Raw genomic sequence first — 13,351 nt, 5'->3', positions numbered from 1 at the left:
GGTACCGATGGCCTGGCATGGCTTTGGGGGCTGGAAGAAGAGCCTGTTCGGCGACATGCATGCCTATGGGGAAGAAGGGGTGCGCTTCTACACCAAGCAGAAGTCCATCATGCAGCGCTGGCCTGAGAGTATTGGCAAGGGCGCTGAATTCGTCATGCCTACAGCGAAGTGATGGCCCCCACGCTCCCCACTTCGTGTGGTTCGCAGCGCTCCGAGGGGGGCGCTGCGCCTGCGGGCCCTGCTTGAAGGACGGCAGACGCAGACCAGCCGTCGCTTGATAAAACCCGGCGTGCGACCGGACAATGCAAAAAAGCCACCCGGATGGGTGGCTTTTTAGCTTTAGCAAAGGTGAGGATGCCGGTCAGTGACGCTGCGCCAAGGTTGCCGCAGTCCAGAGGCCGGAAGCCGTGTACCTTACTTTGGCGTACCGCGCATCATGGCTTCCACATCGGTCATGGGCACCATGCCGTTTTTGGCGGGCTTCATGCTTTTCCACATGGCGGTTTGATAACGGTTCCACTCCTTGGCGGAAACCATGCCGTCGCCGTTGGTGTCCATGCTGTTCATGGCTGTCTTCTCCATCTTGGCGTCAACCTTCATCTCGGCCTTGGCAGCAGGCTTACCGCCTGACGCGGTAGCATCGATTTTCTCGTTAGCGGGCGCGCCGCCCATGCCAGCCACAGGGTTGGGCGCAGACAGCGTGGAGCCGTTGGCTTTCTTGGCGTCAACCTTCATTTCGGCTTTGGCTGCGGGCACGCCACCAGAACCGGTTGCATTTGCTTGTGCGGATGGCGTTGTGACCACGCCAGCGGGTGCCTGGGCAAAGGCAGCAGTACAGGCCAGGGCGGCGAGAGTCAGGACAAGGGATTGCTTTTTCATGGGATCTCCAAAAATGTGAGAGCGGGTTGCTCTAAGGTCATACTCTCCCCGCCAGCCCAGCGTTCCTGTAGGAGGACGGCCGCTTTGACCGTCAGCATCTGTCGGCCCTGGACCTTGCGCATCACCCCGCGCGCGAGGAAAGCATCCGGAAACGCCCGGCCTGCGCCTTGTGACAAACACGGCGTTGCGCGTTGAGAGCGACCGCAAGGCGAAGGAATCCTTCCCCGATGTGTTGCCAGAAGGCGCCGAGGTCCACCTTGCGTCCCGGTTTGACATGTTTAGCACGATTGTGCTAATATTTCTTCGTGGATGCCAAAACCCAAAAAAGCGAGATGACCCGCGCCGCGATAGTCGGTGCGGCGCTGGACCTCGCCTCGGCCGATGGACTCGAAGCCATCACGCTGCAGGCAGTGGCTGACAAGTTGGGCCTGTCCAAAAGCGGCGTGTTCTCGCGCATCGGCTCACGTGAGGCGCTGCAGAAGGCCGTCATCGAAGAATTCGGCCGGCGTTTCATCGCCGAGGTGTTTGTACCGGCCATGCAGTTGCCCAAGGGCCTGCCGCGGCTGGACGCGATTGTGCAGCGCTGGATTGTTCGCATGCGCGATGTGGAAGTGAAGTCCGGCTGCATCTACACAGCGGGCGCCTTCGAACTGGACGACCGCGCGGGCGAACTGCGTGACACGCTACTGCAGGAAGTCACGCGCTGGCGGGCCGCATTGCGGCGCACTGCATTGCAAGCGATCGAGGTCGGCCATCTGAGCGCCGACACGGACGCCGAACAACTGGTGGCCGAGATCAGCGCGCTGGCGATGGGCCTGCTGCATGACGCGCGCTTCCTGCGCGACCAGCGCGCCGCCGAACGCGCCCAGTCAAGTTGGCTGCGGCTGATGAAGAGTTACAAAAACTGATCCCGCGAGGGATAGTGAGCCAGCCCCAAAAGGGCTTTTTGTTGGTCCATGTTTCGCACGATCGTGCGGAGAAAAGGAAGATGCCATGTTGCTGTTGATTGTCCCCCTTGCCCTGTTTGTCGGCGTGCGTGCGGTGCGGGCCGTGCACGAATCGCTGCGCGGCGTGCCGCGCAGCAACCGTGACTGGATCTGGTACTGAAAGGAACCCCCGTCATGACACGCAGCTCTCTCGAAGCCACCGCCGCTTTCTACAACACCAGCCCCATGACCCGGCTGTTCCGCTGGGGCCTGGGCGCATCTCAGCGCCTGTGGCCTGCGCTCGCGGTACGTGCAGCCTACCGCCTGTTCGGTACGCCCTTGCCGCCACGCTGGCTGGCGCGCCGCCGCGCCTGGCCCACCGATTGGACCATCACCGCCTGGCCGTTTGAAACCGCCAGCATCACGCTGTACACCCGGCCGGTTGCCCCGCACGGCCCGGTGGTGCTGCTGGTGCATGGCTGGGGCGGCCACGCCGGGCAGATGCTGGCATTGGCTGATAGCCTGCAGGCGCAGGGCCTGCGCGCGGTGATCCTCGAAATGCCGGCGCACGGGCGCAGCGCCGGCCCAACCAGCAACCTGCCGCAGTTCGCGCGCGCCATCACCTACGCCGCCGCACGCCTGCAGCAACAGGGGTTCAGCGTGGACGCGGTGGTCGCGCATTCGCTGGGTGCCAACGCCGCAGCTTTTGCCGCCAGCCGAGGGCTGGCGCTGCGCAAGCTGGTGCTGCTGGCGCCACCCGCTTCACCGTACGAATACACACGCCTGTTCGCCCAGGTCTTCGGCCTGAGCGAACGCACCCGCGCGGCAGTGCAAAAACGCCTTGAAGCGCGCGAGGGCATCTTGATGCCGCAGTTCGAGCCAAAGGTCGTCGGCCCGCGTATCAGCCAGGCGACGCTGGTGGTGCACGACAGGCGCGACAGCATCAACCACTTCGCGGATGGGGTGGCTTTCAGCGAAGCGATTGCCAGCGCCCGCCTGCTGGCTACCCAGGATCTGGGGCACAGGCGCATTCTCAAGGACCCTGAAGTCCTGCGCCAGATCACCGAATTCGTGACCTGACAGGGAGGCAAACCGGCCCATCTTGCGCGGCCCGGCCATTGCCCCTAGCATTGCCGCACCCGCAACAAAGAGGAGACACGTGATGGGAATGTTCAACTGGACAGAAAAAAACAGCGCCGTGTTGTCGCAAGGCGGGGTGATTGCCCCCGACGAGCGCCTGCCGTGGCCGCAGTCAACGGTGATGGGTGTGCAACACGTCATTGCCATGTTTGGTGCGACAGTGCTGGCGCCGCTGCTGATGGGGTTTGATCCCAATGTCGCCATCCTGATGAGCGGGATCGGCACCCTGATCTTCTTTGTCGTGACCGGCGGCAAAGTGCCCAGCTACCTGGGGTCCAGTTTTGCCTTTATAGGTGTGGTGATTGCTGCGACCGCTTACGCCGGCAAGGGGCCCAACCCCAACATGGGCGTGGCCTTGGGCGGCATCATTGCCTGCGGCGTGTTGTACACCGTCATAGGCGCCATCGTGCAAGCCGTCGGCACCGGCTGGATCGAGCGCTTCATGCCGCCGGTCGTGACCGGTGCCGTGGTGGCGGTGATCGGTTTGAACCTCGCGGGTATACCGATCAAGAACATGGCCGCCAGCAATTTTGACTCCTGGATGCAGGTGGTGACTTTTGTCAGCGTGGCGCTGGTTGCCGTGATGACTCGCGGTATGGTGCAACGCCTGCTGATTCTGGTCGGCCTGATCGTCGCGACCATTGTTTACGCCATTCTGACCAATGGCCTGGGGTTGGGCAAACCGGTGGACTTGTCGCCGATTGTCAACGCCGCTTGGGTCGGCCTGCCCGGTTTTGCGGCGCCGGTTTTCAGCGCCAGCGCCATGCTGCTGATTGCCCCCGTGGCCATTATTCTGGTGGCAGAAAATCTGGGCCACCTCAAGGCCGTCACGGCCATGACCGGCAAAAACCTGGACCCCTACATTGGCCGCGCCTTCATTGGCGACGGCATTGCCACCGTGGTATCGGGTGCGGCCGGCGGCACGGGCGTCACCACCTACGCGGAAAACATCGGTGTGATGGCCGCCACCAAGATTTACTCGACCGCCGTGTTTGTAATCGCCGGCCTGATTGCCGTGCTGCTCGGCTTCAGCCCCAAGTTCGGCGCGTTGATCCAGGCGATCCCGCTGCCGGTGATGGGCGGCGTGAGCATTGTGGTGTTTGGCCTGATTGCAGTGGCTGGCGCCAAGATCTGGGTGGACAACAAAGTCGACTTTTCAGACAACAAGAATTTGCTGGTTGCAGCGATCACTTTGGTGCTGGGCACCGGCGACTTCACCCTGAAGTTTGGCCAGTTTGCGCTGGGTGGCATTGGCACCGCCACTTTTGGCGCCATCCTGCTGTACGCCTTGCTCAACCGCAAACAGTAAGAAGTAAGGGTCGCGGGCGGCCTTAATTCGCCGCGCTGCTGTTCTGCGCCCTGGCCAGCGCGGCCTTGGTGGCAGTCAGCTCGCGCTCGACATCGGCGCGCTCGTCAATCTCCTGCTCCAGCAACTGATTGACATGCGCCAGATCGGCAGCCGAAGCATTGATCCGGCTCTCGATGTCGTCGGTTTTCTGCAAGGCCTCTGCCACTTCACCAGTTTGGACATGATCCGGTAGCTCCTGCTTGAGGACGGCATTGATGACCAGAAGCTCGTCGGCAGACTGCCTGACTGTCTCTTGCACGCCCTCGTTACGGTCCAGGGCTTGCTCCAACGGCTTGATGACGGCGGATGGCTGTGATGACATGAATAGACCTTGCGATAAAGCGACCCATTGAAGTTGCGACCTTGCACCACAAAGCCCACAGACGTTGTGGTCCTGCCGGTGCCTGAAAGGCCCAAAACCCCATTGTCCCCCAACGGACGGGCTCTGGCAAAAACGCAGAGCCGCCGCCAACCCTGGGCCTGTCAGGGTTTCTTTTTGGCAGGAGCCGTGCTACTGCTGGTCCCCGGGCTGAAAAGTTGCCCCAAGGCAGCACCCACCTTGGCGCCAATTGCGGTGCCAACGCCGGGCAGAATCGCCGTGCCCACCGCCGCGCCGGCAATCGCGCTGCGCGGTACCGACACCTCCATCTTGTCCAGCGGGCCGTTGACTTGCAGCGGCACACCTACAAGGCCATCGACCAGGTCGACCGAAAATTCGCCATCAATCTGACGGTTGGCAATTTTTGCCTTGCCCGAGGCACTGAACGCACCCGAGCTGGCCCGGATGTCGGTAAAACTCACCACCATGCCCTTAGCCGTGTTCTGCGTGTCGAGTTGCCCGGTGATGCTATCCATCGCTGTCTGCCCAGCGCGCTCCTTGCCAAAGCTACGGATCGCCTTGTCCACATCGATTTTCAGCAGGGTGCCCTTGCCCATGCTGAAACTGGTTCGGGTGTGCAGCGATTGGGCCAACTCACCGATCGTGTCACCGGTAGCTGAAAGTGCGGTTTGGCCGGAGGCCTTACCCGACACAACGGAGCGGCGGTCGAACGCGGCCATCGCACTGCTCACTTCCACGCCCTGGGGTTGCAGCGTTCCAGTCAGATGCAAACGGTCATTGGCGCGGGTCTCGAGCTGAACTTCTCCGTTGGCGGTGCCTCCGCCCAGATCAATGCGTGTTGTCCAACGGTCCTCCTGGCCCTGCCGCGTGAGTGTCAACCGGGTCAAATGCTCTACCCCGGGTCTGCGCAGCTGCGCTTCGCGTGGGCGCCAGTTCGGGTCAAAGTCCACTTCGCCGTCAAAGACCAGCGGCTGGCCAAAGCGGGATATCCAGGTGACATCCCGAAACACCAGCCGTACCAGCGGCGTGGCGGTAGTGCCCAGGCTGGCACTTTCACCAGCTTTGTTCAGATCACGCAGAGCGAGCTGCGGCAGCACCGCTGTTTCGACTTCGACACGCTCGAACTTCAGCCGCCCGTCGACCAGATCGGCCAGGCTCGGATAGAGCGTCAATTTTTTCACCCCGATCGGCTGGGGCTGCCCGGTTGCGACATCTGCCAGCACCACCGCGGGCACTGGTATCAAGGTCCAGCGCAAACTACCGATCTTCACCGGCACTCCCAGCCGACTTTGCAGGTCGGCAGCCACCCTGTGCGCCAACTCTTCGTCACTGGGCACCAGCCGCACCAGCGCCAACCAGACAGCGCCGAGCAACAGCAGCAGCACGCCGGCGGCAATCATCCATTTGGTCTGATGTCTCATGTTTGTCTTTCCGCTGTTGCGTTTTCGGCCGCGTCGGCTGGGCGCCTGCTTCAGCAGCTTAGAGCCGCGGTGGCCCGACGCTTGTAGTCCTCAATCTCTTTATAGTCAGGACTTGATGCCTTGTTGCTGGCTTTGCCCCCACCTCGGCGCACGGCCTTCTCAAAACCTTCAATGAAAATGACGATGCGCATCTGGAAACGACCCATCTCGGTGGAACTGCTGGCCGCCAACAACGCCGACTCCGCGGTGACACATCTGGGCATTGAATTTATCGAGGTGGGGGACAACTTCATTCGCGCCCGGGTGCCGGTGGATGAGCGAACCCGCCAGCCCTACGGCCTGCTGCACGGTGGCGTCTCGGTGGTGCTGGCCGAAACCCTGGGCTCCTGCGGCGCAGCCTTTGCTTCCCCCGAGGGTCACCGCACCGTGGGGCTGGCCATCAATGCGAATCACCTCAAGGGCGCGACCAGCGGCTGGGTCACCGGCATCACCCGCCCGGTGCACATCGGCCGCAGCACCCAGGTCTGGGCCATCGAGCTGAGCAACGATGCCGGCGAGCTGACCTGCGTTTCACGCATCACGATGGCGATGTTGCTCCCCCGGTGATCCGCCTGGAAGCCAAGATCCACATCTGACGCTTCGGGTGGCCGCCGATGATCGTTTGACACAAATCAAGTACATGTGTGATTCGCAGGCCTATATTTTTGAAGCCGTCCTGAAAACAGGGACAGCTGGCTCGGCAAACACAAGGAGTGCGATATGTTCAAACAACTGGCGGCGGCCCTGGCCGTCCTTCTGGCGGTCGGCGTGGTCGCGGCACAAGAAGTCACCTACCGTACGCACATCGCCCCACTCTGGCAATCCAGATGCGTGGCCTGCCACGGGGCCCTGGCACCGGAGCGGGCTGATTTTCTGCTGGACGAGAAGGGGTACGCAGCCAAGTCCTTGGGGCCGCGCATGGACTCGTATGAGCGTTTCATCGCGTTTGTCGCCTGGCCCGATACCGGCGCATTGATGCGTCGGCTGGACGATGGAACCAGCCGCCATGCTGGCGGCAAACCGGGAAACATGTATGTGTATCTCGGGACAACGGATCAGGAGCGCGCGGACAACCTCAAGCTGATCAAGGCATGGGTTGGCGACGGGGCGTGGAATCTCAATCGCTGGGCCAAGCGGGGAGACGTGCCCATGATCAGCAAAGAGCAGCTCGACATGATCCAGATCAGGTACTGAACCATGACGAGGGCGCGGGCACGTTCCCGGCCTTGGCTTATTCGACCGCGGTCCGCGCCATGCGCTCGCTCTTCCAGTAGACGTCGTCGCCGCCGTTCATGCGGTTGAGCACGCGCGACAGCACAAACAGCAGATCACTCAGGCGGTTCAGGTACTGGCGCGGCGACTCTTTAAGCGTCTCGGCCTGGTCCAGCGCCACCACCGCGCGTTCGGCCCGGCGGGCCACCGTGCGGCAGACATGGGCCAGTGATGCAGCGCGCGAGCCGGCCGGCAAAATAAACTCCTGCAGACGCGGCAAGGTAGCGTTGTATCTCTCCAGCGAGGCATCCAGCAGCGCCACCGCTTCGGGCTTGAGCAGCTCGAAACCCGGAATGGACAGCTCGCCGCCCAGGTTGAAGAGCTGGTGCTGCACTTCAACCAGCAACTCGCGCACATCCACCGGCATCTCTTCACAAAGCAGCACACCGATCTGCGAGTTCAGTTCATCCACATCGCCCATCGCATGCACACGCAGGCTGTCTTTGGAGACACGCGTGTTGTCGCCCAGTCCGGTGCTGCCGTCATCGCCGGTGCGGGTGGCGATCTGGGTGAGTCTGTTGGCCATAAGTAAAAAATCCGGCAGGCTTACGTGAGGAAAGAAAATGTGAGGAAACCCCAGCTGATGTCAGCGAGGCAACACCCTGCAAAAGTGCTGGCAGCTGGCAGCTTGATGCGTTGCAATGGCGACTTCTTCAACTTCAAGGAACTGTCTGCATGACAGCCAAAATTCATTTTATTCCCAACTTCGAATTGCGCAGCGTGGCATTGCTGGCCGCGCTGACCGTCGGTGCAGCCCTGTCGGGCCAGGCCCAGACCACTGACTCTGGCGCAGCCAAAGCACCCGCCGCGCAGGGCGCTCCGGCTACCCGGATTGCAGCCCCCAAAGCCGCCCCCCATCGTCAGGACACCGATGCCGCTTTTGCGCGGGCCGATACCAACAAAGACGGCAAACTCAGCCGGCAGGAAGCCACGCGCCTGCCTGCGGTCGAGCAAGGTTTTGACCAGATTGACACCAACAAGGACCAGTTCGTGTCGCGCGAAGAATTTGAAGCCGCCATCAAGTCCTGACCGGACTACGTAGCTTGGCGTTAGCGGCCCGATCAAGGCCAGTGGGGGCCTGGGTGGTCCCCACTTCAAAACACAGGCTACAAGTCGTAAACTGGTGCCCCAGCCTGGAGACACCATGAACGCCCCCACCCATCCCGACCACCTGTTGCCGCAACTCAACCTGCGCGCCGTGCCGCAGGCCATGATCGACGCGCTGAAAGCCAGATTTGGCGAGCGCTGCTCCACCGCGCTGGTGGTGCGCGAGCAGCATGGGCGCGATGAGTCCTCGTTTGCCGCGCCACCGCCATCCGCCGTGGTGTTTGCCGAGAGCACCGCCGATGTTGCCGATGCGGTCAAACTGGCTGCGCAGTATCAGGTACCGGTCATTCCATTTGGTGTCGGGACCTCCCTGGAAGGCCATCTGCTGGCGGTGCAGGGCGGCATCAGCATGGACGTGAGCCGGATGAACCGGGTGCTGTCCATCAACGCGGAAGATTTGACAGTCACCGTGCAGCCGGGCGTTACGCGCAAGCAACTCAACGAGGAAGTCAAAAGCACGGGTCTCTTCTTCCCGATTGACCCCGGCGCCGACGCGACCCTGGGCGGCATGAGCGCCACGCGCGCCAGCGGCACCAACGCCGTCCGTTACGGCACCATGCGAGAAAACGTGCTGGCGCTTGAAGTAGTGACTGCCAGCGGCGAAGTCATACGCACCGGCACCCGTGCCAAAAAATCGTCTGCCGGCTACGACCTGACGCGCCTGATGGTCGGCAGCGAGGGCACGCTGGGCGTGATCACCGAAGTGACCGTCAAACTTTATCCGCTGCCCGAGGCCATCTCGGCGGCGGTGTGCTCTTTTCCCAGCATCGAGGCGGCCGTACGAACCACGATCGAAGTCATCCAGATGGGCGTGCCGATTGCGCGCGTTGAGTTGATCGACCACAACACGGTGCGCATGGTGAACGCGCATTCAAAACTGGGCCTGCGCGAAGAGCCCATGCTGCTGATGGAGTTTCACGGCTCGCCTTCGAGCGTCAAGGAGCAGGCCGAGCTGGTGCAGGAACTCGCCAGCGGCCACGGCGGCAATGCCTTCGAGTGGGCCAGCACACCAGAAGAGCGCACCCGGCTCTGGACAGCACGGCACAACGCCTACTTCGCGGCAATCCAGTCACGCCCCGGTTGCCGCGCCATCTCTACCGACACCTGTGTACCGATTTCGCGGCTGGCCGACTGCCTGCTTGAATCCGTTGCCGAAGTCGACGCCAGCGGCATCCCCTACTTTCTGGTGGGCCATGTGGGCGACGGCAACTTTCACTTCGGCTACCTGATTGATCCGGACAAGCCGGAAGAGCGCGTAGTCGCCGAAGGCTTGAATCACAAGCTCGTCACGCGCGCACTGGCGCTTGAAGGCACCTGCACCGGCGAGCACGGCGTCGGCCTGCACAAGATGGACTTTCTGGTAACCGAGACCGGCAACGGTGCGGTGAACATGATGCGCACCATCAAACGCGCACTCGACCCGCTCAACATCATGAACCCGGGCAAGATCTTCACGCTGTAAGCCCGCGCGGGATGGTGTTGCAAAACATGGAAGCGCTCAGGCCACGCCTGACAACCGCTGTCACCCTGGATGAACTGCAGACCTTGTGCCGCGAGTACAGCGAAGCGCTGGGTTTTCAGCATTTTGTCTATGCGCTGCGGGTTCCGACCCACTTTGCGGATGCGCGGCTGATCATGATCGACGGCTATCCGCCGGGCTGGGTCAAGCGCTATTTTGAGCAACATCATTTTGACGCCGACCCAGTGATGGCGTATTGCGCGCAGCATGTGGTGCCGATGTGTTGGAGCGACCTGCCCCTGGAACCCGGTAGCCAGGCCGAACGCATGATGCAGGAGGCGGCAGGTTTCGGTTTGCGAGACGGTGTGACCATGCCGCTGCACAGTCCGCAGGGCGAGCTTGGCATTCTCAGCTTGGCGGTCGATGCTCCCCCCGACGAGGCGCGCGCCATCTGCCAAAACGCCCTCGGGCACGTACAGGTGCTGGCCGGCTATCTGCACGAAGCGGTGCGCCGTGTCAGCGGACTGCTTCATGACGGTGGCCCCAACCTGACACCGCGCGAAATTGAATGCCTGCGCTGGGCTGCGGATGGAAAAACCTCTGGCGAAATCGCCCAGTTGTTGGGGCTGTCCGAGAGCACAGCCAACTTTCACCTGAACAACGCCATGCGCAAGCTCGACGTTGTCAACCGGCAGCATGCCGTAGCCAAGGCAGCGCTACAGGGCCACATACAGCCTCGGCCTTTCTAGACCCTCGGCCGTCCTGGCTGGCAGACCCTGTCAGATCTGCCAGTAGACGCTGACCGACTATCACGCTTCAATCACGGCACTGCGCTAGATCGGCGCGTCGGGCTGCGTTTTCGCCGTTGAAAATCCACCGCCGATTCAACAGTGCCGCATACAGGCTGCGCTGTTGCGATGGCGACTTCAGACCAGTGTGCAGCCCATGGCGGGAGCCACGGGTCTTTCTGTCGGCTGGTCGACTCGCAGCGCAGAGTACGCGGGCGCCGTTCTGTTGAGCAGTGCTGGATTTTTGAAAGATTGTTCTTCTTGAAAAAGGTTACCCATGAAGCTGAAAAAACTGGTCCCCCTTCTCCTCTTGCTGTCCTTGAGTGGCGCTTTTTATGGCTGCGCATCCGGCAGCGCATCCAGCACAGGCAGTGCTCCCGCAGCCAGTGACACGGGCGGCAAGGCCGAGCAGAAGATATCCATGGCGATCGGCCAGGAGGTGGGCACATTCACGATTGCCAGCCAGCAAAAAATAGAGTCGCCGGGCGGTACCCAGGCCACGCAGTACACCGTCAGAACCAGGGGTGGAAAAACGTTCAAGTGCGACATCTTTGAGCCATCCGGTTTTGGCAAGGTGATGAGCTGGGGCATGGCCAGCGGATCGAGCGCGACGTGCACAGATTTCACTGCCGGCTCGGCAGACCAGGGAAAGACCAACAAGGCCAGCTGCAATGCCTTGCTGAAGGCGGCCGGTAAATGCTGACATGGCGCTTGGCCTGACTTCCGAGGAGCCCTTCGTTACGCGCGGGCAGATCGGCGGCAGCGTGCCTGGCCGCCATAGCTTCGACTTTTCTGCCAGAAGCCCCCTAAAACAATGATTTTTCCTGAAAGAGATGCTGCTGTCGCCACTGGCGGTGACCGCATGAGGGCACTGGTTTGCGAACGATACGGCTCGCCCGACGTATTGACGTTTGCGAAGCGTCCCCGCCCCTCGCCCAGGAAGGACGAAATCCTCATCCGCGTACTGGCGTCGACCATCACATCCGGTGACCGCCGCGTGCGCAGCATGGACATGCCGACGGGCTTTCAGACGCTGGGTCGGCTGGCCTTGGGCTGGCACGGCCCAAGAAAAGCTGTTCTGGGCGCAGAGTTTGCGGGCGTGGTGCAAGCGGTCGGTAGCCGGGCAAAAGGTTTCACACCAGGCGACGCGGTTTTCGGTATCAGCGGCTTTGGCATGGGCGCACACGCCGAATACCTCTGTATGCGGGCCAAGGGCGCCCTCGCGCACAAACCAGCGCAGATGTCGTTTGAGGGCGCTGCCGCACTTTCATTTGGTGGCGGCACGGCACTGTCGTTTCTCAACCGCGCGGGGCTTTGTGCGGGCGAGAAAATTCTGGTCAACGGCGCCTCGGGCAACGTCGGCACTGCGGCGGTTCAGCTGGCCCGCGTCATGGGCGCGGAGGTCACAGGCGTATGCAGCGCTGCCCATCTTGAGCAGGTGCGGTCCCTGGGCGCAGCACGGGTGATGAACTACTCCCAAGAGGACTTCACCCAGCTGCATCAGCAGTTCGACGTGGTGTTTGACGTGGCCTGCAACCACGGCGTCGAGCGCTGCCTGAATGTGCTCAAACCGGGTGGCCGTCTGATCCGCCTCCAGGCGGGTCTGCCTGAGATGTGTCGGGCACTCTTGCAACCGCGCCGCGCGGGCCGACACATCATTGTCGGAACTGCCGAGGAGCGAGCTGACCACCTTGACTACCTTGCCGAGCTGGTTCGCCAAGGCAGTTACTGTCCGGTGATTGCGCTCGTGTTCCCGTTCGACGAGGCGATCGAAGCACATCGATACGCTGACCGCCCAGGTCACGGTGGAAGCGTGGTGATCAGGATGAGAGGCAGCGAAAAAAAAGAGGTGCCCGCAAGCGCCTGAGCACCGAGAGCCACCGCCAGTGCCAGCAGTGCCACACCCGCCCCCTCTCTTTGGTGCGAATCAGCGCTAGAACCGGCGGGGGTGACATCGGTACCCAAGATCTTGACGCTATCAAAATGGTAGCTGATGGCGCATATGAACAAAGGGGTGAAGGCTTTTTTGCTTGTAAAAGTCGGGGCGCGCAGTTAACCTTCGATATCCATCACCGGAGCGTTTCATGAAAACCCTGTCCGTCCTGTCCCTGTTGCTTGCCACCGGCCTGCTGGCCGGCTGTGCAGTACCGCGCCAACCAGTTGCCAATTACGGCCATCCGGCATTGAACCAGGCGGCGCAACAAGCCAGTCATCAGCCAGTGCCCTCGAACGACCCCGGGCGTGTCGCGGCTGGCGCGTTGATCGGTGGCCTGGTGGGCAGCCGCTTTGGCCAGGGCAACGGGCAGGTGGCAGGTGCTGCCGTGGGCGCCGCAGCGGGCGCGATGGCAGCCCAGGGTGGCTACAGCAACGAGGCCGCTGGCGGCGCGCTGATCGGCGGCCTGGTGGGCTCGCGTTTTGGCGGCGGCAGTGGCCGTACCGCAGCGGCGGCTCTGGGGGCCGGGCTGGGCGCATGGCTGGCGGTGCCGCGCGACTAGGTGTGAAGTTTCAATAGGTTGTTACGGGTGTTCACCCGGATTGGTTCTGAGAGACTGGGAATCGCCAAACGCCCAACCCTCAACACCCCAATCCAGATGAACACCCATAAGAATGCCCGATTAACGTACCTGCGGCG

15 protein-coding genes and 1 pseudogene are annotated in these 13,351 nt (G+C 62.2%); 12 read left to right on the top strand and 4 right to left on the bottom strand.

Going from position 1 to position 13,351, the window contains the following annotated elements:
* Positions 1 to 172, top strand: a pseudogene (locus Q8L50_RS17285) (methylmalonate-semialdehyde dehydrogenase (CoA acylating)); the annotation flags it as partial.
* Between the two features lie 242 nt (positions 173 to 414).
* On the opposite strand, the gene Q8L50_RS17280 reads toward Q8L50_RS17285, so the two are convergent.
* Positions 415 to 879, bottom strand: coding sequence for a hypothetical protein (locus Q8L50_RS17280; RefSeq protein ID WP_305349871.1), 465 nt, complete (start codon positions 877 to 879; stop codon positions 415 to 417).
* 305 nt (positions 880 to 1,184) lie between these two features.
* On the opposite strand from Q8L50_RS17280, the gene Q8L50_RS17275 reads away from it, so the two are divergent.
* The 3 genes from Q8L50_RS17275 (at position 1,185) to Q8L50_RS17265 (ending at position 4,254) form a co-directional block, all read left to right on the top strand.
* Positions 1,185 to 1,787 carry a TetR/AcrR family transcriptional regulator gene (locus Q8L50_RS17275; RefSeq protein ID WP_305349870.1) on the top strand — a complete coding sequence of 201 codons (603 nt, stop codon included), beginning with the start codon at positions 1,185 to 1,187 and terminating at the stop codon, positions 1,785 to 1,787.
* Between the two features lie 213 nt (positions 1,788 to 2,000).
* A complete protein-coding gene (locus tag Q8L50_RS17270; protein WP_305349869.1) occupies positions 2,001 to 2,885 on the top strand; it encodes an alpha/beta hydrolase in 885 nt (294 codons plus the stop codon).
* 82 nt (positions 2,886 to 2,967) lie between these two features.
* Positions 2,968 to 4,254, top strand: a complete 1,287-nt coding sequence (locus Q8L50_RS17265) for a solute carrier family 23 protein (protein ID WP_305349868.1) — start codon at positions 2,968 to 2,970, stop codon at positions 4,252 to 4,254.
* 22 nt (positions 4,255 to 4,276) lie between these two features.
* Here Q8L50_RS17265 and Q8L50_RS17260 read toward each other — a convergent pair whose 3' ends face one another.
* Positions 4,277 to 4,615, bottom strand: coding sequence for a hypothetical protein (locus Q8L50_RS17260; protein ID WP_305349867.1), 339 nt, complete (start codon positions 4,613 to 4,615; stop codon positions 4,277 to 4,279).
* A 161-nt stretch (positions 4,616 to 4,776) separates the two neighbouring features.
* Positions 4,777 to 6,054, bottom strand: a complete 1,278-nt coding sequence (locus Q8L50_RS17255) for an AsmA-like C-terminal region-containing protein (protein WP_305349866.1) — start codon at positions 6,052 to 6,054, stop codon at positions 4,777 to 4,779.
* Positions 6,055 to 6,237: 183 nt separating this feature from the next.
* Here Q8L50_RS17255 and Q8L50_RS17250 point away from each other — a divergent pair, with 183 nt between their 5' ends.
* The gene (locus Q8L50_RS17250; protein ID WP_305349872.1) at positions 6,238 to 6,660 is read left to right on the top strand and encodes a hotdog fold thioesterase; all 423 of its coding nucleotides are present in this window, start codon (positions 6,238 to 6,240) and stop codon (positions 6,658 to 6,660) included.
* 153 nt (positions 6,661 to 6,813) lie between these two features.
* Positions 6,814 to 7,287: a cytochrome C gene (locus Q8L50_RS17245; protein ID WP_305349865.1), complete on the top strand. Its 474-nt coding sequence runs from the start codon at positions 6,814 to 6,816 to the stop codon at positions 7,285 to 7,287.
* 37 nt (positions 7,288 to 7,324) lie between these two features.
* On the opposite strand, the gene Q8L50_RS17240 is transcribed toward Q8L50_RS17245, so the two are convergent.
* Positions 7,325 to 7,891: a cob(I)yrinic acid a,c-diamide adenosyltransferase gene (locus Q8L50_RS17240; protein WP_305349864.1), complete on the bottom strand. Its 567-nt coding sequence runs from the start codon at positions 7,889 to 7,891 to the stop codon at positions 7,325 to 7,327.
* Positions 7,892 to 8,040: 149 nt separating this feature from the next.
* Here Q8L50_RS17240 and Q8L50_RS17235 point away from each other — a divergent pair, with 149 nt between their 5' ends.
* The 6 genes from Q8L50_RS17235 to Q8L50_RS17210 all read left to right on the top strand — a co-directional run bounded on the left by Q8L50_RS17235 (position 8,041) and on the right by Q8L50_RS17210 (position 13,214).
* A complete protein-coding gene (locus Q8L50_RS17235) occupies positions 8,041 to 8,394 on the top strand; it encodes an EF-hand domain-containing protein (RefSeq protein ID WP_305349863.1) in 354 nt (117 codons plus the stop codon).
* A 115-nt stretch (positions 8,395 to 8,509) separates the two neighbouring features.
* Entirely contained in the window at positions 8,510 to 9,934 is a 1,425-nt protein-coding gene (locus Q8L50_RS17230) for an FAD-binding oxidoreductase (protein ID WP_305349862.1), read from the top strand.
* Positions 9,935 to 9,960: 26 nt separating this feature from the next.
* Positions 9,961 to 10,680, top strand: a complete 720-nt coding sequence (locus Q8L50_RS17225; RefSeq protein ID WP_305349861.1) for a LuxR family transcriptional regulator — start codon at positions 9,961 to 9,963, stop codon at positions 10,678 to 10,680.
* 316 nt (positions 10,681 to 10,996) lie between these two features.
* A complete protein-coding gene (locus tag Q8L50_RS17220) occupies positions 10,997 to 11,422 on the top strand; it encodes a hypothetical protein (RefSeq protein ID WP_305349860.1) in 426 nt (141 codons plus the stop codon).
* 159 nt (positions 11,423 to 11,581) lie between these two features.
* The gene (locus Q8L50_RS17215; RefSeq protein WP_305349859.1) at positions 11,582 to 12,586 is read left to right on the top strand and encodes an NAD(P)-dependent alcohol dehydrogenase; all 1,005 of its coding nucleotides are present in this window, start codon (positions 11,582 to 11,584) and stop codon (positions 12,584 to 12,586) included.
* A gap of 217 nt (positions 12,587 to 12,803) precedes the next feature.
* On the top strand, positions 12,804 to 13,214 hold the full coding sequence (locus tag Q8L50_RS17210; RefSeq protein WP_305349858.1) for a glycine zipper 2TM domain-containing protein: 411 nt from the start codon (positions 12,804 to 12,806) through the stop codon (positions 13,212 to 13,214).
* Positions 13,215 to 13,351: the final 137 nt, after the last annotated feature.

This window comes from Polaromonas sp. (genome assembly GCF_030680935.1).
Classification (GTDB): Bacteria; Pseudomonadota; Gammaproteobacteria; order Burkholderiales; family Burkholderiaceae_C; genus Polaromonas.
The sequence above is the reverse complement of the archived record's forward strand: the minus strand, read 5'-3'. Positions and strand labels throughout refer to the sequence as shown.